The following is a 21,442-nucleotide window of genomic DNA, read 5'->3' as shown; positions in this document are numbered from 1 at the left end:
CACCTAGGTCAGGGCGGCGCGAACGAGGGAGAGTCCATGTCGGAAGCCAACGTCACGTTCGAGCACCAGGCCGGGTTCGAGGCGGGGGAAGTGTCTGGAAACGTGCGCCTCGGGAAGCTCGAGGCCATGTACGAAGAGCTCTTCGCCGAGGTCATCGAGGACGGGGTCATCACCGTCGAGGAGCGCAAGCAGCTCGACAAGATGGCCGACAGCCTCGGCCTCGATCGCATGCGCCTTCGAAAGCTCGAGACCGCCCTCCAGGCCGCCTACGAGTCGCGTAACCGTGTCGTCATTCAGGACATGTCCGACGGGGAGCCGGGGCCGCAGAGCATCCAGCCCCTCGTCCCCGCGACCGACCCTCGCACCCAGGCCCTCGAGCGCCGGATCAAGGCCCTCGAGGCCCGCATCAAGGATCTCGAGGTCGAGCTCGAGGACGCCCGCTCCCATATCGCGGTCGACATCGACCTCTCCGACGTCGCGCCCCCGGCGGCCGCTCGCCCCGACCTTCCCGAAGAGGACCCGGCCGACCTCGCGCGTCGCGTGAGGCACGACCCTCGCGACGAGGACAGCCTTCACGCGCTCTACCGCCTCTACGACAAGCGCGGCGAGAGAGACTCGCGGTATCTCGTCGCGCAGGTGCTCACCTACCTCGGCTCCGCGAACGAGGCTCAGCGGGCCGTCTACGAAGAGCACAAGACCGTCGGACTCATTCGCCCGAAGGCCGCGCTCACGCGTGAGGCGTGGACCCGCCTCCTCTTCCACCCCGAAGAAGAGGCGCTCGTCGGCGAGATCTTCTCGGTGGTCGTGTCGGCGGTGCTCGTCGGGCGCATCTCGGCGCTCCGCCGGGACAAGCAGCTCGTGAAGCTCGAGGCGGACAAAAAGCAGGATCCCGAGTCGTCGACCATCCAGGCCGTCCGGTGCTTCCACTGGGCCGCGGCCATCTTGGGCATGCGCGCGCCGGGGCTCTACCTCGCGCCCGACTACGCCGGCGCCGTCGAGATGGTGCCGAACGTCCCGCCGGCCTCGCGCCTCGGAAAGCTCGCGCTCTCGGGCCGGTCCGCGGCCGAGCTCGCGTTCCTCGCGGGGCGTCACCTCGGGCACTACCGCGAAGAGCACTTCGTGAAGCTGCTCGTGCCCGACGCGCGTGGCCTCGAGGAGATCTTCCTCGCTGCGCTCTCGATCGGCAACCCGGGCCTCCCGCTGTCGGGGCACGTGAAGGAGCTCGTCGTACCGATCGCGAAGGCCATCGAGCCCATCCTCGAGCCGCCGCAGATCGACCACCTGAGAGGGCAGTTCTTGCGGTTCGTCGAGGAGGGGGGCCGGGTGAACCTGTCGCGCTGGGCCACGAGCGTCGACCGTACCTGCGCGCGCGCGGGCCTCTTGCTCTCGGGCGATCTCGTGGCGGCCGAGAACGTGCTCGCCCTCGAGACGAAAGACCGCGCTCAGATTGACGAAAAAATGAACGATCTCCTGAGCTTCTTGCTCTCGGAGCGCGCGACCAAGCTGCGCAAACAGCTCGGCATCGCCCTCGCCTGAGGAGAGGGGGCGCGGCGCACGAGGCGGTCCCTTCGCGGCCGCCCGAGTGGCGCGCCCTCGTCAGCGTCAGCGTCGACGGACGATCTCGCCCACCGCGTCCTTCGGGAGGGTGCCCTGCGTCGCTCCGCGCCGAAACACGACGAAGCCCTCGGCGTCACCAAGGATGCGGAGCTTGGCGCCCTCCGGCAAGGTCTCGGCTCCGCTTCGTACGATGTGCGACTCGTCGAAGGGGCGCACGCCCGCGCGGACCACGATGCCCTCGCGCAGCTCGCGTCGTTCGGCGCGCGCCGCGAGGCCGAGCGTCGTCGCCGAGAGGCACACGGGGAGGGCCGCGAAGCCGAGCGCGATCGAGAGCTGGCTCGACTCCCCTCGAGCCTTCGCGCGCCGCCCCACCACGAGCCCGATCGAAAACGCCACCGAGGCCGCGAGCGCGAGCACGAGCCACGCCGACTCGGGCAAGAGGTGCACGACGCTGCGACCGAGCGACATGCCCTCTTCGACGTCCGGGGGCTCGCCTCCGCGCGAACGACGTTTGGCCGACTCGGAGCGGAGGGCCGTGATGGCCGCGTCGCAGGCGGTGCGCACGTCGTCGCGGGTGCTGAGGCCCTTCGCCTCCTCGAAGCCGAGGACGGCCCGCCCGAGGTCCCCGTCGGTCGCCGGCCCCTTCTTGACGCGCAGCGCGTAGGCGAGGCCACGATCGAACGAGATCGCCGCGTCGAGGTGCCCCAGGTCGGCGAGCGACTCGAGCTCCGCGATGGCCTCGGTCGCACGCTCCGCGCGGAGGTGCTCTTCGGCCCTCGCGAGCCCGTCTTCGGGCTCTCCGGCACGCGCGGGTCCGGCCGCGAGAGTGAGCGCGAGCGCGAGCCCCATCACGACCGCGCGCTTCACGAGGCCTCCTTCGGCGCGGTCTTCTTCCGTCGTGCCTTCGCAACGAGCGCGACGCATCGCTCGAGCTCCGCCGTCGCGTCGGCCTCGGTCGGGGGCTCGGGTGCGTACCTTCGCTCCTCGGCGCGGGCGAACGCCTCGAGCCACGCGTCCACCTCGGATCGGTCGAGCCCGGCCTCGAGGAGCCGCTCGCGTCTCTCGGCGGCCGTCACGCCGCGAAGTCCGACACCGAGCTTCACGAGCGCGCCTTGCTCGAGCACCGTGAGGGCGAATCGAATGGCGTCGTTCGTCTTCCCCTCGCGAAGCGCGCTCTTCGCGGCCTCGATGCGCCTCGAGAGCTCGGTCTCGGGGGACGCAGCGCGCGCCGCGCGGGCCTCGGTGAAGCGCTCCTTGGCTCGACCCGCGAGCGTCGTCACGACGAAGCCGAGCGGACCGAGGAACACGAGGAGCCAAGCCTCCCGTCGATCCGAGAACGGCCGCGCCGACGCCGCCGAGCCCTCGAGCGCACCTCGCGGCGGTGGGAGGTTCGGGAGGATCTCTTCCGCGACCTCCTTCGGCTCGGCCTTCCCATCCGGAGTGACCGTCACGAAGCCGAGGTCCGCGCGCGCCGAGCCGTATTTTCCGAGGCGCGCCGAATAGTAAGGAAAACTAACGGTTCCAAGCGAGAAGGCCCCGGGTTCCTTCACGCGGACGACGTACCGGAACGAGCGGTATCCGCCGTACCGGTCGTCGCTGCTCGGGCCGAGCTTGTCGTGCACCTCGGGCTCGAGCCACTCGACGCCCTTCACCGTCGGCAGGGGGAGCTTGTTCGGGAAGTTGCCGTGCCCCTCGAGCGTGAGCGTCACGGCCACGGCTCCCCCACGCACGACCTCGCGCGGCGCGACCTCGGCGCGGAGAGAGAAGTCGCCCACGTCGCCGAGCGCCGTCCCCGCGATCGCCCCGCTTCGCGGCGGCTCGGTCACGTCGACCTGGAGATCCTCCGACTCTCGCACCGAGTCGGGGCTCGTGCGCTGACCTGCGCTGCGGAAGAGGCGCATGCTCATCACGCCGATGGGTAGCTTGCCCGCCTTCAGAGGGAAGAGCGCGACCTTGCGGACGAGCTTCACCTCGAAGAGCTGATCACCGACCTTCGCGAGGCCTACGTGGCGGGCTTCGTTGTCGGACTCGAGCAGCGACTTCTTGAGGAAGGCCGCGGCGGGCGCCTCGTGGACGTCCCCTATCTGCGGCTCGCGTGTGCTCGCTTCGACGTAGAGGTACACCGTGTGGGTCACCTGCTCGCCCACGACGGCCCGGGTCTTGTCGACCGTGGCGTGGAGAAAACCGAGCCTGCCGCGCGCCTTGGGCAGCGCGAGCTTCGGGTCGACGGAGGGCTCGGGCTCGGCGCTCGGCTCGTTCAGGAAATCGAAGGGGTTCGTGTGCGCGCCGTTCGGCCCGAAGAGCCCTCCGAACGGGTCCTGTGGTGCGGCTTGTTTCGGCCCTTGCCCACGGGGGACGACCCGCACGTCGACCCTCGCCGAGCGTACCTGCCGCCCTCCGAACGTCACCGTGCACGGCCCGAGCGTCGTCGTGCCCGTCTTCTCGGCGAGCAGCGTGAAGGTGGCCGAGAGGCCCGTTTTGTCCGTCCGCACGCCGTTCACGATCGAGACCATGCGCGTCGGCATCACGCTGCGGCCGATGATGCGGAACCCCGGCGTCGGCCCGGGATCCACGTTGCCCACGTCGCCCGACGTGGTGCTCCCCTCGAGCCGGAGCGAGACGGTCTGTCCCACCTCGACGACGTTCGTGTCGACCCTCGCGTGGAGCTCGTCCGCGTGCGCCCGACGGGCCGAGAGGAGCGTCAACGCGAGCGCCACGATCGCCCCTACGACATGGAAGAGACCCCGGGGCGGCGCGACGTGAGCCCAGCGCGCGACGACGAGACCGAACGTCACTTGTCCTCCGAGCCGCGCACCGTCCCCCGGTGTTTCTGCCGCTTGGCGGCCTCGCGCTGGACGGTCGGGGCGTTCTCGAGCTGGTCGAGCAAGCGCTCGTCTTGGCTGCGCTCGGAAGGGGGAGGAGGTGCGCCTCCGTCGTCTTGGGGCTTCGGCGGAGGGGGAGGCGATTCCGCGTCCTTGCCCGCGTCCTTGCCGTCGCCCGAGTCTTTTCCGGCGTCGTTCGAGTCGTTTTTTCCCGAGTCGCCGCCGCCATCGCCGCCGCCGTCGTTTTTTCCCGAGTCGCCGCCGCCGTCGCCGCCTCCGTCGCCGCCCGAGTCGCTGCCGGAGTCGTCGCCCGCGTCCTTCTTGTCCTCGATGCGGCGGAGCGCGACCGCGCGGTTCCAGGCCGCGTCGAGCCCGACGGGATCTCCGTACCTCACGCCTGCCTTGCCATCGATGCCCGCCTCCGGGATGCCGGGCCCGAGCACGAGGGCCTTGTCGTAGGCGGCGACGGCCTCCTTGTACTTGGCGTCCAAGAAGAGCAGGTTCCCCTCGAGGTACCGCGCGCGCGCACGGAGCTCGACGGCCTGGGTCGGGTCGTCGGCCACGGCCCTCGCGATCCGGAGCGCGCACTCGATGTGGCTCGCCCGTTGCCCGTCATTTCCGGGCGCCTGCGTCTCGGGCTTCTTCTGCTCCTCGTCCCCGAAGCGCGCGCCGTAGGCCTCGCCGACACGAAAGAGCGCGATGCCGAGGTCGAAGGCGGCGACGGGCTTCTCTCCGAGCGACTTCGGCGTGCCGATGTTGCTCTCGGCGCACGCCCCGGTCGACAAGTAGCCTTCGAGGAGGTCCGCGGCCGGCTGCGCGCCCGCTTCGGCGTCGAGCTCGGCGAGCGCCCGGTTCACGACGGGCGACTCGCGCTCGAACGGACGCGACGGGTCCCAGCCGCACGCCGCCTGGGCACCGAAGGTCACGGCAGCGATCCAAAAACCGAGCAGTATTCGGGTCTTACGCGGCCCTGAGCTCACGCGGGCCTCCTCTCACGGTCATCGTCCGCGGCGGCGCGCGCGCGCTTTCGCCCTCGGGGTTTGTGCGCGACCGCGCGAACGGGGAGCGGGACGAGCGGCACCTTCGCGGGCGCGTCGGGGAGCAGGGCCTCGATCGCGAGCAGCACGAGGGCGAGCCCGAGTGGCCACGCGTACTCCTCCGCGAACACGGTCTCGACGCGCTCCGAGAGCTCTTGGCTCATGAGGCGGCGGAGATCTCTCGCCTCGTCCTCGATGCCCGTCTCCCCCTTGCCGGGCGTCACCAGGCGGCCCTTGGTGATCTCGGCGATCTTCGAGAGCTGGGTCTCGGCCTCGGGCGTGAGCTGGGTCAAGAGTGGCTTGCCGTCGTCGCCTTGCCGGATCCCCACGACCCGGCCGTCGGGGCCCACCTCGGGGATGGGCTCGGGGGCACGAGAGCCGATCTGGATCACGTCGACGCGGGTGCCCTCTTGCGCCATCGCCTCGGCCACGCGCGTCGGATCCCCCTCGGTGTCCTCGCCGTCGGTGACGAGCACCACGATGCGCACGTGCTCTTTCGACTTCGGATCGCGGGCGAGCAGATCCCTCGCACGCTCGAGGGCGCGGGCCGTGGCGGTGCCGCCGACGGGCATGTCGTTCGGCTCGAGCCCCTGGAAAAATTGGGCGATCGCCGCGCCGTCGCTCGTCATCGGGAAGCTCATGGGCTCGCCCGCGAAGGCCACGGCGCCGAAGCGTGCTCCGCGGAGGTCGCGGACGAGCCGGGCGACCTCGGCCTTCGCGCGCGCCGTGCGGCTCGGGACCACGTCCCGCGCGTACATGCTCTTCGAGTAGTCGAGCACGACGACCACGTCGAGGTTCGTGGCCGGGACGTGCTTCACCCCGCGCCCGAAGCGAGGGCGGGCGAGCGCAAAGAGCGCCGACACGATCCCGAGGACGAGCAGCACGCCCTTCACGGTCCTTCGGGAGTCGGCGTCGAACGAGCGGAGCTTGCGCACGAGCGAGGGCTCTCCGAACCGAGCGACGTCCTTGTGGCGCAGCACCGTGGCGCGCACGAGCGCGACGGTGAGGCTCGCGACGAGCAGCACACCGAGCGCCGCGAACAGGGTGTAGATGCTCGGGCCGAAGAAGTCGTAGGCGAACTTCACGGGAACCTCCGCACGAGCCAGATTCGGAGCAGGGCCTCGAGCACGACGAGCAGCACGGCCGGCAGGAGCACGAGCGGGAAGAGGTCCTCCATGGTGGCCGCGGCCGCCTCGAAGCGCGTCTTCTCGAGGGTGTCGAGGATCGTGTGCATGCTCACCGCGAGGCTCTTCTTGTCGGTCGCGACGTACGACTCGCCGCCCGTGTCCTTCGCGATCTTGCGGAGCAGCGCGGGGTTCACGGGGAAGTGAGTCCGGACGAAATGCGGCTGTCCGAAGAGGTCGACGCCGTCTTGCACGTCGACCTCGTCCCCGTCGCCGATCTGCACCGTGTACACCTTCACGCCCTGCGATTGCGCGAGGTGCGCCGCGTACTCGGGCGCGACGGAGCCGGCGTTCGAGTCGCCGTCGGTGAGGAGGATGATGGCCTTCGAGCGCGCCGTCGATCGGCGGAGCCGCGCGACCGCCGTGCCCACCGCGTCCCCGATGGCGGTGCCGTTGCCGTCGATGAGATCGAGCTCCATCTTCGACACGAGGCCCGCGAGCAGCGTCTTGTCGAGCGTGGGCGGGGAGAGAATGTACGCGCTCCTCCCGAACACGACGACGCCGATGCGGTCGGTCTTACGGCGCGAGACGAAGTCCAAGATGACGTCCTTCGCCGTCTCGAGGCGGGTCTGCCGCTTGGGGACGGGGCGGTCGGTCGTCGTGTCGGGGACGTTGTTCGCCTCGCCCTGATCCATGAGCGCCCGCATCGAGCCGGAGAGGTCGAGCACGAGCACGATGTCGATGCCGCTCTCTTCGGCGTTCTCGCCGCGGAGCACGTTCTGCGGACGCATGAGCGCGACGATGCCGAGGAGGAGCGCCGCGCCCCGCACGATGCCAGGCAGATCGCGGAACGCCGCGCGGCGGCCCCGAGGTCCGGTCGCGAGCGCGGCGACGGTGGGCACGTGGAGCCGCGGCGTGCGTGCGTCGGCGCCCACCGTCGTCATGTAGACGACGAACGGCACCCCCAAGGCGAGGAGCCCGAGCCACGGGTGCTCCCACACCACGGACAGCCACGCGCGGCCTCGCATCGCGAGGGGAGCCGCGAGGGCGAGCCCCGTGACGAGCAGCGTGGCGACCATCACGAGGGCCGTGCGACGTAGGCGGCTCATCGCGGGGGCTCCTCGTCGGGGGGCGTGGCGCTGGGCTCGTCCGTGGTCGCGGCGCGTGGCTCGTCGGAGGTCGCGCTCGCACGAGGGGCGTCAGCGGGCTCTTCTCCCACGGCATCGCGGGGCGGGTCGTCGGCCTCGGCGCCGCCAGCGAGAGCCGCTCTTTCGGGTCTCGAGCCTGGTCTCGGCATCGTGCGCTTCACGTGCGCTTCGGCCGTGTCGAGGAAGCCGAGGCACGTCGGGCCGTCGGGCACGAACTTGGCGAACTTCACCAGGTCACACTCTCGCAACACCCCGAGAACCTTTGCTTTTTCGGCGTCCGGCAGGCCGCTGCGGCCGAGCTCTCGGGCGATCTCGTCGGTCGTACGCTCGAGACCGTCGAAGCCGAGGGTCTTGCCCACGTACTCGCGTAGCGCGTCGCTCACGCGGTCGCAGTGCTCGTCGGCGCGGCCCTCGTCGAGGTACCCGGCTCTCCGAACGGCACCGAGCTTCTCGAGCGCGACCTCCCATGCCGGGCGCGGTGGCGGTGGCGGCGGCACCGGCTTCGGGCGTTTCCTCCAGACGTGGAGCGCCCAACCGAAGATCGCCCCCAGCACGGCAGCGAGCGCGAGCACGATCGCGGCGATCTTCGCCTCGCGCCACTCTTCGCGTTGGGGCCGCGGCGGAGGGTTCGGTCGAGGCTCGGGGTCGGGGACCTCCGAGATGGGATCGTCGACCGTGATGGTGTGGAGGTGCGTGCAGACGGTCGACACCTCGCCGTTCGCGCGCGCGACCGCGACGGGGAGGGGAGGGAGCGTGAGCACGCTCCGACCGGGTTTCTCCGGCAAGAGCAGCACGGGCATCTCGAGCGCGGTCGTCACGATCTCCGGGTGGTCCTTGTCCTCCGGGAGCACGGTGACGGTGGTCGCGCCGGTGCCGCCGTCTTGCTCCGGGAACGCGAAGCCAGCCTTCTGGAGCTCCTTCTCGGCGTCGCTCCCGCGCTGGATCGCCATGCCCGTGGGGAGCACGTGCTCGCCCTTCCCATGACGGATCGTGAGGGTGAGCGTCGCGACCCACCCGGAGACGCCGTGGCGGGGAAAGTCCTCGGAGACGACGGGCCGTGCCGCCCCCTTCGCGAGGCTCGGGACACACCCGTGGATGCTCTCGGGCACACCGGCGTCGGCGGCCTGCGCGAGCGTCGAGGGGACCGCGGCGTCGACGAGCGCGCCGGCGTCGGTCGGGCCCGCGTCCGCCGCGAGGGACGTCAGAGAAAAGAACGAGGCGGCCCCCGCGACCGCGACCGCCACCACCACCGAAGAGCCTACGCGCCTCATCGGCTCATCCTCCGCGCCCTTCGCGCGAAGAGGTCGCGCAGGGGGCGCACGAACGAGCCGCCCGTGTCGATCTCGACCGCGTCGAGGCCGAGCTTGCGGAAGAGCGCCGTGCGCGAGGCGCGGAGGGCCTGGCCGGCTTTCTTGTAGTACGCACGCACCTCGGGAGCGCTCGTGTCGACGAGCACGGACTCTCCCGTCTCGAGGTCTTGGAAGGTCGCGAGCCCCACGTCCGGGAGCTCCTCGTCGCGTGCGTCTCGGAGCACGACGGGGACCACGTCGTGTTTGGCGGCGGCGAGGGCGAGCGCGCGCTCGTACCCTTCGGCCAAGAAATCGCTCACCACGAACGCGATGCTGCGCCTGCGGGACACGAGCGTGAGCCCCTCGAGGAGGCCCTTGAGGTCGGTGGCGGCGCCGAGCTCGGGCTTCTTCTTCTTCCCCTTCGTCTCGTCGCGCTTCGCGGGCTCGCGGAGGGTGGGGGAGAACCCCAAGATCTCGCGGACGACGCGCATGACGTGTTTTTCGCCCTTCTTCGGGGGCACGACGCGCTCGAGCCGGTTCGTCCCGAGGACGAGGCCGACGCGGTCGTTGTTCCGGATCGCGCTGAACGCGAGCAGCGCCGCGACCTCGGAGGCCACATGGGATTTCTCCGCCCGCCGCGTGCCGAAGCGCTGGCTCTCCGAGAGGTCGACCGCGATCATGACGGTCATCTCGCGCTCTTCGACGAAGACCTTCACGAAGGCCTCGTTCATGCGCGCCGACACGTTCCAGTCGATCGTGCGGACGTCGTCCCCCGCTTGGTAGGGGCGCACCTCGCGGAAGGCGAGGCCCTGTCCTTTGAAGCTCGAGGCGTAGGTGCCCGAGAGCTGCTCGTTGGCGAGTCGCGCCGTCTGGATCTCGATGGTGCGTAGCGCGGCGAGCAGCTCTTTCGGGATCATGGGGACGTGCTCGTTCGGGAGCTCACGGGACCTCGACGGCCTCGAACACGCGGCGCACGACCTGCTCGGACGTGACCTCTTCGGCGTCGGCCTCGTACGTCAGGACGACGCGGTGCCGGAGCACGTCGGGCCCGACGGCCTTCACGTCCTCGGGGGTCACGTAGCCGCGGTGACGGAGGAACGCGTGCGCGCGAGCCGCCATGTTGAGCGCGATCGAGGCGCGTGGCGAGGCGCCGTAGTCGATGAGGGGCGCGAGGTCCTTCAGGCCGTACTTCTTGGGCTCGCGCGTCGCGAAGACCACGTCCACGATGTAGTCTTTGACCTTCTCGTCGACGTAGACTTGGCGCACCACGTTGCGCGCGTCGAGGAGCTCGTCCGTGGTGACCACGGGCTCGGCCTTGGGCGGCTCGCTGAGCGTCATGCGGTCCATGATCTTGCGCTCGTCGTCCCTCGAGGGGTAGCCGACCTTCACCATGAGCATGAAGCGGTCGACCTGCGCCTCGGGCAGCGGGTAGGTGCCCTCTTGCTCGATGGGGTTCTGCGTCGCCATGACGATGAACGGCTTCGGGAGCGGGTAGCTCGTGTCGCCGATGGTGACCTGCCGCTCCTGCATGGCCTCGAGCAAGGCGCTCTGCACCTTCGCGGGCGCGCGGTTGATCTCGTCGGCGAGGACGAGGTTCGCGAAGATCGGCCCGAGCTTGCTCGAGAAGTCGCCCTTCTGCTGGTTGTAGACCACGGTGCCGATCACGTCGGCCGGGAGGAGGTCGGGCGTGAACTGGATGCGGGCGAACTTCGCCGAGATGACGTCGCAGAGCGTGCGCACCGTGAGCGTCTTGGCGAGCCCCGGCACACCCTCGAGCAGCACGTGCCCCCCGGTGAGCAGGCCGATGAGGATCCTCTCGACCATGTAGCTCTGGCCGACGATGACCTTGCCGACCTCGGCGTTCAGCTTTTCGACGAAGGCGCTCTCTTTGGCGACGAGCTCGTTCAGTACACGGACATCCATTGGTTTTTGCCCACTATCACACGCGTGCGCGCCCGCGTAGACCGAGGACGGAACCGGACCATTCCCGGGCTCGAGCACATTTCGTCACGGACCCTTTCGAAACGAACGAGCCCTCGCGGCGGAGGGCTCGACGGGGACAGGAAGGTGAGCGGTCAGCCCTCGGGTGGGGGCGTGGGGGCGGCCTTGAGCATCGTGTAGACGCCCCGGCCGATGTAGTACACGCCCACGACCATGGCGCCGTACCAGACGGTGCGCTCGGAGGCCATCGTGATGCCGATGCCCGCGGCGAGCAGCGCGACGCCGACCAGGATATGCCCGACCCCCGGCTTCACGTCAGCCCCGGGCCCGCTGCGAGATCGAGATCCCGCCGTGCGAGCCGATGGCGGCTCCGAGGGCGATGAGCGCCCAGAACACGTTCCGGTCGGTGAGCTTGAGGGCGAGCACGCCCGCCAAGATCGAGAAGATTCCCAGGAAGAGGAAGACGGTTCCGCGCTGCATGGCCCTATGGCTCGTAGCAGAATCCCGGCCTGGCTCACAAGGACCGGGCGCGTTTTTCGACACGCCGAGCCTCGAGCTCGGCCGGGCAGCCCGTGGGCGTAAGTACCCGAAAGGAATGCCGGATCGCCGACTAGTCGACCGAGAGCACCACCTTGCCGAAGGCTTTTCGCTCTTCGAGCACACGGTGCGCCTCGGGGGCGTCCCAGAGGGGCATCACCCGGTCGACCACCGGGCGGAGGCGCCCCTGACCGACGAGCTCGAGCACGTCGAAGAGGTCTTTGCGCCGCCCCATGGTGGAGCCGAGCAGCTCGACCTGGCGAAAGAAGATCTGGCGGAGGTCGATCTTGGGGAAGAAGCCCGCGGTCGCGCCGCAGGTGACGACTTTGCCGCCCCAGGCCGTGACGAGCACGCTCTTCTCGAGCACCTCGCCGCCCACGTGCTCGATGACCACGTCGACCCCGCGACGTTTCGTGAGCTCGCGGACGCGGAGCACCATGTCCTCCTTGGAGGTGTCGATGACCACGTCGGCGCCGAGGGCCTTCGCGCGATCGACCTTCTCGGGGGACGAGGTGACCGCGATGACCGTGGCGCCCATCACCTTCGCGATCTGGATGGCCGCCGACGAGACGCCGCTGCCGGCGGCCTGCACGAGGACCGTGTGCCCCGGGCGCACGTCCCCTTTGCGCGTGACCATCTGCCACGCCGTGAGAAAACAGAGCGGGATGGCGGCCGCGTCCTCCCACGTGAGCGGCTCGGGGAAGGGGAGGAGGTTGCGATCGGGCACGACCACGTGGCGCGAGTAGGCGCCCTGCGTGCTCTCCCCGAGGATTTTGTACTCGCGGCAGAGGTTGTCGTCGCCGTCGGCGCACTTCGCGCACACGCCGCACGAGATGCCCGGCGCGAGCACGACCTTCTGGCCCACGCGGCCCTTCGCCCCGGGCCCGAGCTCGACCACCTCCCCGGACACGTCGGCGCCGAGGCGGTGCGGGAACTGGTATTTCAGGTGCGGGAGGCCCTTGCGGGTCCACACGTCGAGGTGGTTCAGCGCCACGGCGCGCACCCGCACGAGCACCTCACCCGGGCCCGGGGGGCCAAGCTCGATCTCGCGCCTCACGATCACCTCGGGCAGCCCCACGGCCTCGATCACCATCGCCTCGGTCTTCATTCGGAGCGACGGTACAAGGACGGCAAGGCGCCCGCAACGCGCGCGGGCCCTCGTGTCAGGCGAGGAGCTCTTCGGGGCGCAGAGCGCCGTCGGGGGCGATGACGGCGTGCGAGAGGGCGAGCGTCTCGAGGAGGACGGCGCGGTAGACGAGGTGCACGTCGTCCACGTCGACCTCGCCGCCTTCGAGGCCCGAGACCCCGTTCGCGCCGAGGCCCGCGTCGAGCGCGGCGTCGACGTGCTCGTGCAAAAACGCCAAGATCGCGGGCTGCTCGATGGCCATCACGTCGTCGAGCTCGAGCGGCTCCTCCGTGTGCGTGGACCGGAGCTCTTCTTCGAGGGCGAGGGCGGCCTCGGCGGCCTTCAGGGCGTCCTCGGTGACGGGGGCGAGCTTGCCGCGGAAGGCGCGATCGAACGCGAGCCAGACACCGACCGACAGGAAATACCCGAGGGCGAGGGCCGTCTCGTCGAGCGGGCGCGAGAGCACCTTGTGGATGTGCGCGGCGACCGCCGGCTGCGTCTCTTCGAACTTCTCGAACCACGTCTCGATCTCGTGGTCGGCCTCGTCTCCCTCGGCGCCGAGCGCGTTCTCGACGGCGTCGAGCACGGCGCGGCTCACCACCGCGTACGGCGGCACGGGACGGATGGCGGCACCTCGCACCCACATACGAAAAGCCTACCATAGCGCCCTCGGGACGAAACCTCGGTGTCACACGGCTCGCCGCGCCTCTTCGTTGGGGCCTCCTCATGGTATTCCACGCAGGCATGCGGACGCGGACTCGCCGGCTCGGCCGTCATGCCCGGGTGGGGGGCGCGCTCCCGCTCCTCGGGCTCGTGGTCTCGCTCGCGTGCGGTCCTCGCACCCTCCCGCCGCTCGGGGAGGCGCTCGTCGTGGTCGACACCGACGGGGCCGTGCCCCGGGTGGTCTCGCGCCTCCGGATCGACACGTACGCGGCCGACGGGGCGTGGCTCGACGCGCGGGAGACAGCCCTCCCCGACGTCCGCGACTGGCCGGCCAGCTTCTCGGTCCAGGCGAAGGACGACACCCGCGTCCGCGAGGTGCTCGTGCGCGTCCGCGGGTTCGGCGAGCGCACCCGGACCTACCGCGGGGCGGCGCGGCTCGTCCTCGGCGGGGTCGACACGACGCCACCTCAGGAGCCCGAGCCGTCGCTCGCGATCGATCGTCTCGTGCGGCTGCGTCTCGTGCCGGGGGAGCGCGGGCGCGCGGTCGTCGTGCTGCGTTCGGCCTGCGCGGGTGTGCCCTCGGAGCTCGGCGAGGGTGGGGCGAAAGGGCGCACGTGCGTCGTCCCGAGCGGCTCCGAGGACGGGCGCATGGAGGACGTCGGAGCCCTCGCCCTCGAGCCCACGATGGACGTCCCCCGGGAGAGCCTCGTGGGCACGGCGGCGCGCACCCCCTGCCCGGCTCCGTCCGACGCGTCCCGCGTGTGCCTCGAGGGGTCGTCGTTCGTGCTCGGGCGCGACGAGGTGGCCGTGGTCCCCGATCCGCGCCTCCCGCTCTCGCCCGAGCGTGTCGTGCGTGTCACGAGCTTCGTCATGGACCGCGACGAGGTCACCGTCGCGCGCTACCGGGAGGCCCTCGCCCGTGGCTTCGTCGCCCCCGAGCCCGTCGGCGCCACGGAGGGCCCGCTCGGGGACACGGCGGCCACGACGTGCTCGTTCTCCACGGCGCCCCTCGGGCGCGAGTCGTTCGGGTTGAGCTGCGTGCCCTGGGCCACCGCGCGCGCGTTTTGCCGTGACGCGGGCGGGGATCTGCCGACCGAAGCCGAGTGGGAGTACGCGGCCACGTCCGCGAATCGCCCAGGAAAAGTCGAGTTTCCGTGGGGCGACGACACGCCCACCTGCGCCGACGCGATCTACGGGAGGCTGCCCCTCGCCGGCTTCCCCGGGGCCTGCGAGGCGACCTCGGGGCGCGGCCCACGGCCCGTCGACGATGGCGGTGCGGGCTCGAGAGATCTCACCCCGGGAGGCGTGCGCGGCCTCGCCGGAGGCCTCGGCGAGTGGACCCGGGACGCCCCGTCTCGGTACGACGGGCCGTGCTGGTCCGGGGCGCGTGCGGCCGATCCGTCGTGCGAAGGCGACGCGACCTCGCCGCACGTGGTGCGCGGCGGGGCGTGGGCCGGGACGCCGATCTCGCTCCGCGGAACGGGGCGCCTCGAGGGCACGCAGCCGAGCGCGTTCGTCGGGTTTCGGTGCGTCTACCGGGGCCCACGATGACGGCGCGCGCGTCCCTCGTGCCGCTCCTCGTGGGCGCGCTGCTCGGCCTCTCGGTGCCCGCGTGCGACCGCGTCGCCGAGCCTACGGGGCAGGTGCTGCTCTACGTCACGACCGACGCCCCCATGGGCCCTCCCGACGGCCTCTTCGATCGCCTGATCGTCGAGGTGATCCCGCCCGGAGAACGGGCCCCGTGCGAAGGCTGCACGCGGAGCTTCGCGGTCGACGATGCACGCATGTCCGAAGGGCGCGCGTCGTTCGGGGTGGCCGTGCGGCCGGGGGCCTCGGGCTACCGCGCGCGTGTGCGTCTCTACCGGGGCGGCGGCAGCGCGAGCCTCACGCCCCGCGTCGCGTCCACGCTCGAGGCGACCGTTTCGCTCCCGTCGGTCGGCGCGACGGGCATCGTCGAGGCCACGTGCCTGCTCGGCCTCGCGACCCTGGGGAAGCCGCAAGGCTCCGTCGATGCCCCGGTCGCCTCGCAGCCCGGCGCGCCGGCCCCCGGTGTCGTGGGCTCGGTGCTCCGCGGGAGGCCCACGGCCTGCGCCGGTGAGCCCGGGGAAGGTGAGGTGTGTGTGCCCGGAGGCGCCTCGTGGATGGGCAGCCCACGGCTCGACGTGCTCGACGCGCGCGAGGCCGACGGACGGGACGAGCGTGTCGTGCTCGTGAGCCCCTTCTTCATGGATCGCGCCGAGGTCACCGTCGCCGAGCTCCGCGCCGCGAAGGTGGCCCGCGTGCTCGACGATCCCTTCGAGGGGGACCAAGGTCGGCCCGAGTGCCTCTACCGCGCCGCGCCCTCGGAGAACGACGGCCTCCCGGTGAACTGCCTCTCGTGGCAGCGCGCCGACGCCTACTGCAAGAAGGTCGGCAAGCGGCTCCCCACCGAGGCCGAGTACGAGCGCGTCGCGGGCGCCCTCGTGAGCCGAGCGTACGTGTGGGGCGACGGTCTCCCCGCGTGCGACGAGGCCGTGCACGCGGCCGCCGCCCCGTGCCTCGCGCCTCGTGGCCCGAGGGCCGCGGGCTCGGGCTCACGCGACCGCCTCGTGCTCTCCGGGCGCACGATCGTCGACCTCGCGGGCAACCTCCGCGAGTTCACCCAAGACGAGTTCCAGAGGGGAAACGAAGCGTGCTGGGGCCCCGGGCTCTTCGTCGACCCGGTGTGCGAGGCGGGCCCCACCGAGGAGCTCGTCCCCCGCACCGTGCGCGGCGGCTCGTACCGCGACGAGGCCACGCTGCTCCGCTCGGCCCAGCGGTCGTTCGTCGAGAACGAGCGGTTCGCCGTGAGCGAGCTCATCGGCTTCCGCTGCGCCCGCTCGGCGAAGTAGCGGTCAATCCCCGCCGGCGTCGCTCGCGGGTCTCCCGCAGAAGAGCCTCACCGTGGCGACGAACGACTGGCACGTGCCCGTCGAGGTGAAGGCCTCGCTCATGAGCGCCGCGGGGCACGAGGCGCGCATCGTCTTCAGGTAGCCGGCGCACGCCCCGTCGACCGCGGTGAGCGCGTCGGCGCAGACGTCTTGGGATTTGCGGGTGGTGCAGCCCGCGCAGCCGACGATGAGGCACGTCGACAGCTCGTCGGTCGCGCGGCCGCACGTCTCGTTCGCGCCGAGCCGCACGACGCAGCCGCCCACGTTGCCGACGTAGCCCGCGTGCCCGGGTAGGATCGCGCGCCACGCGGGATCGTCGAGCGCGCCGATGGCGCAGGCCGCGCACGTCGGCCCGAGCGCGCTGGCCATGTCGGCCGGAGTGAGCCCCTTCTTCGCCGCGACGGCCGCGGCGAGGGCCGCGAGATCGCCCTCGGAGCACGCGGAGGGGTCGGCCGCGACGGGGGGCTTCCAAGGGTAGCTCGCGGGCGTGGGCCCCGGGCAGAGAGAGCCCGCCTCGGCGGCGTCGACCGGCTCGGGGAGGGGGGCGTCGACCGTCGCCGCGTCGCCTTCGGGAGGTGCGGCGACACCGGTCGTGGAGCACGCGTTGGCGGCGCCGAGGAGCACGACGGCCGCGAGCCCCACCGTGACGAGACGAGCACCCTTCATGCGCCCAGCGTAGCGCGCGGGCGCGTCGCACGTCTCAGTCTTCTCCGGGGACACCCGGCACGTTCGGCACGTTCGGCGTGCTCCCGCTCGGCGAGGGCGTGGCCGGCGTGGTCGGGGTCGTGCTCGCGCCGGCGCCGTCGACCGAGCAGCCTCCGTTGAGCGGCGTGCAGCTCGACTCGCACGTGGGCGCGCCGTTGCACGTGGTCTGGCAGCCCGTCGTGCAGCCCGTGGTCTTGCACGACTGCGCGCCGCTGCACGTGTGTTGGCACTTGTTGCCCGAGCACGCGACCGAGCTCTGCCCCGTGCCGCTCGAGCTGAGCGAGCAGCCGCCGCCCGGGCAGTCGAGGGTCACCGACGTGGCGTTCGTCGACGACACCGAGCAGCCGCCACCCGGACACGAGAACGAGCAGTTTCCTCCGGTGCACGCGAACGAGCACTGCTTGCCGTCGCCCCCGCAGGTCTTCGCGCAGTCGGCGCACGAGCAGGCGGCCCCGGCCACGCACTCGGTGTCGACGGTGGAGGAGCACGCGAACGCGAGGGCCGAGGCGAGGCCCACTCCGAGGACCACGGCGGCGCGCGAGGCGTGGCGGGAGATCGTGGCGAAGGACATGGCGAGAGACATAGGGAAGTTCCTTTCGAGGCCGCGTGAGGCGGCGACCGAAGGGAAGAGCACCGTCGATGCCAGCGTGCCCTCGCTGCGCCGCGCGAGAAATTCCAGGGCTCCCGAGGGCCGAGGTGCGTCGCCGTCGTCGCGGGGCGTGTGCCCTCGCCGTCGAGCGTGCGTCGAGCGTGTCGCACCCCCGACCGGTCCCACACGATCCACCCTTTGGAACACCCGTTGCTTAGCCGCACGGCATGAACGACACGGAACGAGAGGGCGCCGAAAACGCGGAAGCTGCGGCCTTCGCCTCGGGGCACGAGGACACGAACGGTCCTCGTGGGACGGAACCGATCCTGCGCGAGCGATCCATCGAAGCCTTGTGGGTGCCCGAGGTCGACACGACCGAACCGGCCTTCGCCGAGACCTGGCCGGCGACGCCGGTCGCCATCGCCGCGCGCCCACCGCAGGACGACGAACCTGCGGGGCACGAGGGCGCGGACGGGGAAGAGCCGCTCCCGCTCGTGCACCCGCGCGCCACCGTCGCAGGGGCGAGGTTCGTCCGCTCGCGCACGCGGGCCTACGCGCGCACGTTGCCGTTCTTGGCGCCCGTCTCGAACCCGAGGACCCCCGCGCCCGCGCACGTGGCCCCGGAGCCCGACACGATCGACCTCGAGCCGCGCCGCACGCCCTCGGGGAGGCCGGTCCCCATGCCGGCCGAAGCGCTCGCGGAGAGCCTCTACGTGCCCGAGAGCGCGCCCCCGCCGCCCATGCCGGAAGGTGAAGGGATGGCTCTCCACTCGCGCTCCCGCCCGAAACGGATCCTGCCCGCCGGGGTCGACTACCGCGTCGTCGCGGTGCTCTTCTTCGTCGCGTCGCTCGCGGCGGTCGCGCTCGCGCGTTGGCTCGACTGAGATCGCTCACGACGGGCGGTTCGCGTACGCTCCACGTATGACCCCGCCCGCCGCCGTGCCCTTGCCGTTCGTCGCGCCCGTCCCTCGAGGGAACGCGGTCACCCTCGTCGGCTTTCGTCGCACCCCCGACGGCGAGGGCGAGGCGCTCGTGGTCGTCGATCGAAGCTTCGGGATCGTGTACGCCGACGCGAGCCTCTCGGGGGCGCTCGGCGCGAGCGCGACGGCCATCGACGACCCCATCGGGGCGGTGACGCGCTTCTCGTGGGCCGTCACGAGGCAGGTCACGGGCGTCTCGGCCGGCGCGCTCGTGACGTACATGCCCGCCCGCACGGTGCTCTTCATGAGCGCCGACGCGTCTCCCTACCGGGGCTGACGCGCGCGGCTCAGATCGAGCTGTCGAACGGCATGCAGGTCCCCATGTCGACCGTCTGGAGGAAGCCCTCGCTGCACCCCGCGGCGTGCTTCGCCTTGCAGCCCGCGCGGCACGCCTGGTTCTTCTCGTAGGGGTCCGTGGGGCACTTCTCCATGCACGCGACCGTGCGCTTGCAGATGCCGAGCGCCGAGTCCTTGGCCTTGCAGCCGTAGTTCCGGGCGACCTCGGCCTCGTAGGCGGCGAGCTCCTTCACGCACACCCCGGTGCACGCGTCGCGCGCGCCGAGGCACGCCGAGAGGCACGTGCCCGCCGTCGTCGCGCACGCCCGCGCGCACGCCTCCCCCGAGCACGCCTTCACGCACCCGCCGAGCGGCGCCCGGCACGCCGCGGCGCACGTGTCGCAGCCGCGCGAGCGCGGCACCCCCAGTCGAACGAGGCGGACCCCGGCACACAGGACTGCTGGGGCAGCTCGAAGCTGCACGAGCGGGGGTCCTTCGTGTCCTCCGGCAGCGCCGCGTTCTTCAGGAGCGCCTCGACCGCCGCGGGCTCCTGCCACGACGCGACGACCTTGCTCACGCCGCCGTCGGCCACCGGGGTAGCGCTCCTCGCGGCCGGGGCGGGCTCCTTCGTGACCGGACCACCTCGCGGCGCCTCGGTGCACGCGCCCGCCCCGAGGACGACGAGCGCGAACGCGGACGCGACGAGGCCGCGGCCATGGCGCCGGCGTGGGAGGTGTCGACGGGGGTCAGGGCTCAAGGCGTCGGGTCCACGTCTTTGGCGAACCACACCGCCGCGTGGCTGTCGATGATGCCGGCGCCCATGGCCTTCCACGTGGTCGACTGCCACGTGTTGCGGTTCAAGATGACGTCGTGGTGGAGGCTGCTCGACTTCCACAGGTCGAGGGCCTTCTTCGCGTCGAGCACGAACCCCGAGACGACCCCCGGCTCGCCGATGGCGATCTCGAACCCGGCCGACGTGTAGTGCGAAAGCTCCGCCGGCTTCTTCCACATGCACGAGGCCTGCGCGTGGTCGGGCGTGTAGCAGCAGCCCGTCCAGCTCCCCGCGTTCGTCCAGCTATGGGCGTTGCAGCCGCTCCGCTTCGGCGAGCCCGCGAGGTCCCGCACGTGCACCTCGGCCACGTACGTGAGCGCGCGTGTCACCGGCACCGGCGGCAGGCCGTTCTGCTGACGGTAGGCGTTGATCGTGTTCGCGAGCTCCATCGCGCGCGCCCCGATCGACGGCAGGCTCGACCCGGGCGCGGGCGGCGTGCTCGGCGCGGGAGGTGTGCTCGGCGCCGACCCCGGGAGCCCCGGCCACCCCGGCGGGAGCTGCCACCCGGGCGGGAGCTGGAGCGGAGGAGCCCCGGGCGACAGCAGCCCCCCGAGCAGCGTCGTCAGCGGATCCGAGGGCGCGGTGGTCGCCGTGGGCGCGGGCTGAGGCGCCGTGGGCTGGGCCGTCGGCTGCGGCCCGGGCTGCTGGGGATAGGGCTGTTGGGGATATCCCTGTTGAGGATACGGCTGCTGCGGATATCCCTGTTGGGGATAGGGCTGTTGGGGATACCCCTGCGGGGGATACGGCTGCTGGGGATACGGCTGCGGCTGGGGCTGCTGCGTCCTCGGGGGGAGGCACGCGACGACTGTGAGGCCGAGGGCGAGCGCGGCGAGACCTACGGACAGCACGCGCCGGCGCGAGGAGAGGGAGGGGGCCATGGGAGACGAGGATAGTCGACCTCGGCCGAAGTCACACCCGCTTGCCGCACACGCACCCTCGCCGAGCACCGTTCGCGTCCGCTCCGAGTGGGCTCTTGCTCCCCGCGCGGCTCTCCTCGTACGCTCCCGGCTCCACCGCGACATTCCGCGAGGAGGGGAAGATGGCAGCGAAGAAGAAGCCCGCGACCGCGGCGCCGAAGAAGGCGTCCGTGAAGAAGAAGACGACCTCTGGCAAGGCCTCGACGAGGAGGCCCGCGACCTCCGGGCACGTGCTCTCGGCGAGCGACGTGAGCGTGCTCGAGGCGCTCCCGTCCGCGTACGACGCCGGGCCCACCGAGCGCCTCGCCGACGTGCTCCAGAACGCCCGCAACGCCCACGCGGCCTTCACGGCCTACGCGAAGCCGCTCGTCGCGGGCTCCAAGCTCACGGCGTCCACCGGGAAGGACCTCGCCGCGGCCATGGCGCGCTTCGAGGCCGCCGAGCGCGCGTGGAACGGCGTGCGTTCGTCGGCCCCGTCCGTGGTCGAGGCGCGCAAGGAGGGGGAAGAGCTCAAGGCGAAGATGCTCTCGGCGCTCCGCTACTTCCTCGGCGACGACAAGGCCGTGATGTCCCGGTGCGACAAGATCGTCGAGGGCACGGGCGACGTCGACCTCGCCGACGACCTCGTGAAGCTCGTCGATCTGTGCGCCGAGCACGCCTCGACCCTGGCGAAGGCCAAGATCCCGAAGGGCGCCGCGGACCGCGCGGCCACGATCGCCGACGCCCTCACGGGCGGGGCGACGAAGCGCCGTGGCACCCCGGAGGAGATCGCCGCCCAGCGCCTACGCAACCGCGCCTGCAACGCGATGTCGGCCCACGTCGACGCCATCTTCGAGGCGGGCCGCTACGTGTTCCAGAACGACCCCAAGGTGCTCAAGCTGTTCCGCCGTGTCACGCGCCCTGCCCGGCGCCGGCGCGGCCTCTGACGGCACCACGCGATCTCGGGTGCGGCCCACGAGGTCGCGCCCGGCCGCCGCGCCCACGCCTCGT

Annotated in this window: 23 protein-coding genes; 6 read left to right on the top strand and 17 right to left on the bottom strand. The window is 71.6% G+C overall.

The window, feature by feature from the left end; all coding sequences use genetic code 11:
• Positions 1-36: 36 nt before the first annotated feature.
• Positions 37-1,536 (top strand): hypothetical protein, encoded by a 1,500-nt coding sequence (locus IPK71_26845; GenBank protein MBK8217361.1) that lies wholly within the window; start codon positions 37-39, stop codon positions 1,534-1,536.
• 66 nt (positions 1,537-1,602) lie between these two features.
• On the opposite strand, the gene IPK71_26840 is transcribed toward IPK71_26845, so the two are convergent.
• From IPK71_26840 to IPK71_26785, 12 genes are all read right to left on the bottom strand, one after another.
• A complete protein-coding gene (locus IPK71_26840; GenBank protein MBK8217360.1) occupies positions 1,603-2,424 on the bottom strand; it encodes a hypothetical protein in 822 nt (273 codons plus the stop codon).
• Positions 2,421-4,352: a BatD family protein gene (locus IPK71_26835; GenBank protein MBK8217359.1), complete on the bottom strand. Its 1,932-nt coding sequence runs from the start codon at positions 4,350-4,352 to the stop codon at positions 2,421-2,423. The genes IPK71_26840 and IPK71_26835 overlap by 4 nt, the downstream gene beginning before the upstream one ends.
• A complete protein-coding gene (locus tag IPK71_26830; GenBank protein ID MBK8217358.1) occupies positions 4,349-5,359 on the bottom strand; it encodes a hypothetical protein in 1,011 nt (336 codons plus the stop codon). The genes IPK71_26835 and IPK71_26830 overlap by 4 nt, the downstream gene beginning before the upstream one ends.
• Positions 5,356-6,468 carry a VWA domain-containing protein gene (locus tag IPK71_26825; protein ID MBK8217357.1) on the bottom strand — a complete coding sequence of 371 codons (1,113 nt, stop codon included), beginning with the start codon at positions 6,466-6,468 and terminating at the stop codon, positions 5,356-5,358. The genes IPK71_26830 and IPK71_26825 overlap by 4 nt, the downstream gene beginning before the upstream one ends.
• Before the next feature lie 29 nt (positions 6,469-6,497).
• Positions 6,498-7,649 carry a VWA domain-containing protein gene (locus tag IPK71_26820; protein ID MBK8217356.1) on the bottom strand — a complete coding sequence of 384 codons (1,152 nt, stop codon included), beginning with the start codon at positions 7,647-7,649 and terminating at the stop codon, positions 6,498-6,500.
• Entirely contained in the window at positions 7,646-8,959 is a 1,314-nt protein-coding gene (locus tag IPK71_26815; protein ID MBK8217355.1) for a hypothetical protein, read from the bottom strand. The genes IPK71_26820 and IPK71_26815 overlap by 4 nt, the downstream gene beginning before the upstream one ends.
• On the bottom strand, positions 8,956-9,894 hold the full coding sequence (locus tag IPK71_26810; GenBank protein ID MBK8217354.1) for a DUF58 domain-containing protein: 939 nt from the start codon (positions 9,892-9,894) through the stop codon (positions 8,956-8,958). Before IPK71_26810 ends, IPK71_26815 begins: the two co-directional genes overlap by 4 nt.
• Positions 9,895-9,916: 22 nt before the next feature.
• Positions 9,917-10,900 (bottom strand): MoxR family ATPase, encoded by a 984-nt coding sequence (locus IPK71_26805; GenBank protein ID MBK8217353.1) that lies wholly within the window; start codon positions 10,898-10,900, stop codon positions 9,917-9,919.
• Between the two features lie 152 nt (positions 10,901-11,052).
• Entirely contained in the window at positions 11,053-11,232 is a 180-nt protein-coding gene (locus IPK71_26800) for a hypothetical protein (protein MBK8217352.1), read from the bottom strand.
• Position 11,233: 1 nt separating this feature from the next.
• Positions 11,234-11,398, bottom strand: coding sequence for a hypothetical protein (locus IPK71_26795; GenBank protein ID MBK8217351.1), 165 nt, complete (start codon positions 11,396-11,398; stop codon positions 11,234-11,236).
• 130 nt (positions 11,399-11,528) lie between these two features.
• A complete protein-coding gene (locus tag IPK71_26790; GenBank protein ID MBK8217350.1) occupies positions 11,529-12,563 on the bottom strand; it encodes a zinc-binding dehydrogenase in 1,035 nt (344 codons plus the stop codon).
• A gap of 55 nt (positions 12,564-12,618) precedes the next feature.
• Positions 12,619-13,227, bottom strand: coding sequence for a hypothetical protein (locus IPK71_26785; GenBank protein ID MBK8217349.1), 609 nt, complete (start codon positions 13,225-13,227; stop codon positions 12,619-12,621).
• A gap of 98 nt (positions 13,228-13,325) precedes the next feature.
• Between IPK71_26785 and IPK71_26780 the strand changes: the two genes are divergently transcribed.
• Together IPK71_26780 and IPK71_26775 are read left to right on the top strand one after the other, a co-directional pair.
• Entirely contained in the window at positions 13,326-14,795 is a 1,470-nt protein-coding gene (locus IPK71_26780; protein ID MBK8217348.1) for an SUMF1/EgtB/PvdO family nonheme iron enzyme, read from the top strand.
• The gene (locus IPK71_26775) at positions 14,792-16,114 is read left to right on the top strand and encodes a formylglycine-generating enzyme family protein (protein MBK8217347.1); all 1,323 of its coding nucleotides are present in this window, start codon (positions 14,792-14,794) and stop codon (positions 16,112-16,114) included. The genes IPK71_26780 and IPK71_26775 overlap by 4 nt, the downstream gene beginning before the upstream one ends.
• 3 nt (positions 16,115-16,117) lie before the next feature.
• Here the strand turns inward: IPK71_26775 and IPK71_26770 are convergent, their stop codons facing one another.
• Both IPK71_26770 and IPK71_26765 read right to left on the bottom strand, forming a co-directional pair.
• Positions 16,118-16,819, bottom strand: coding sequence for a hypothetical protein (locus tag IPK71_26770; GenBank protein ID MBK8217346.1), 702 nt, complete (start codon positions 16,817-16,819; stop codon positions 16,118-16,120).
• A 34-nt stretch (positions 16,820-16,853) separates the two neighbouring features.
• A complete protein-coding gene (locus IPK71_26765) occupies positions 16,854-17,429 on the bottom strand; it encodes a hypothetical protein (GenBank protein ID MBK8217345.1) in 576 nt (191 codons plus the stop codon).
• A gap of 245 nt (positions 17,430-17,674) precedes the next feature.
• Here IPK71_26765 and IPK71_26760 point away from each other — a divergent pair, with 245 nt between their 5' ends.
• Positions 17,675-18,331, top strand: a complete 657-nt coding sequence (locus IPK71_26760) for a hypothetical protein (GenBank protein MBK8217344.1) — start codon at positions 17,675-17,677, stop codon at positions 18,329-18,331.
• Between the two features lie 37 nt (positions 18,332-18,368).
• On the top strand, positions 18,369-18,704 hold the full coding sequence (locus IPK71_26755) for a hypothetical protein (GenBank protein MBK8217343.1): 336 nt from the start codon (positions 18,369-18,371) through the stop codon (positions 18,702-18,704).
• Between the two features lie 10 nt (positions 18,705-18,714).
• Here IPK71_26755 and IPK71_26750 read toward each other — a convergent pair whose 3' ends face one another.
• Genes IPK71_26750 through IPK71_26740 form a run of 3 tightly spaced genes read right to left on the bottom strand, consistent with a single transcriptional unit; the run spans position 18,715 to position 20,413 of the window.
• Positions 18,715-19,062 carry a hypothetical protein gene (locus IPK71_26750; protein MBK8217342.1) on the bottom strand — a complete coding sequence of 116 codons (348 nt, stop codon included), beginning with the start codon at positions 19,060-19,062 and terminating at the stop codon, positions 18,715-18,717.
• Positions 19,059-19,460 (bottom strand): hypothetical protein, encoded by a 402-nt coding sequence (locus IPK71_26745; GenBank protein MBK8217341.1) that lies wholly within the window; start codon positions 19,458-19,460, stop codon positions 19,059-19,061. The genes IPK71_26750 and IPK71_26745 overlap by 4 nt, the downstream gene beginning before the upstream one ends.
• On the bottom strand, positions 19,457-20,413 hold the full coding sequence (locus IPK71_26740) for a CAP domain-containing protein (protein ID MBK8217340.1): 957 nt from the start codon (positions 20,411-20,413) through the stop codon (positions 19,457-19,459). The genes IPK71_26745 and IPK71_26740 overlap by 4 nt, the downstream gene beginning before the upstream one ends.
• A 161-nt stretch (positions 20,414-20,574) precedes the next feature.
• Between IPK71_26740 and IPK71_26735 the strand changes: the two genes are divergently transcribed.
• Positions 20,575-21,378: a hypothetical protein gene (locus IPK71_26735; GenBank protein MBK8217339.1), complete on the top strand. Its 804-nt coding sequence runs from the start codon at positions 20,575-20,577 to the stop codon at positions 21,376-21,378.
• The last annotated feature ends 64 nt before the right edge of the window (positions 21,379-21,442 follow it).

Source organism: Myxococcales bacterium, assembly GCA_016712525.1.
GTDB lineage: Bacteria > Myxococcota_A > Polyangia > Polyangiales > Polyangiaceae > JAAFHV01.
This window is presented reverse-complemented; position numbering and strand designations above follow the sequence as displayed.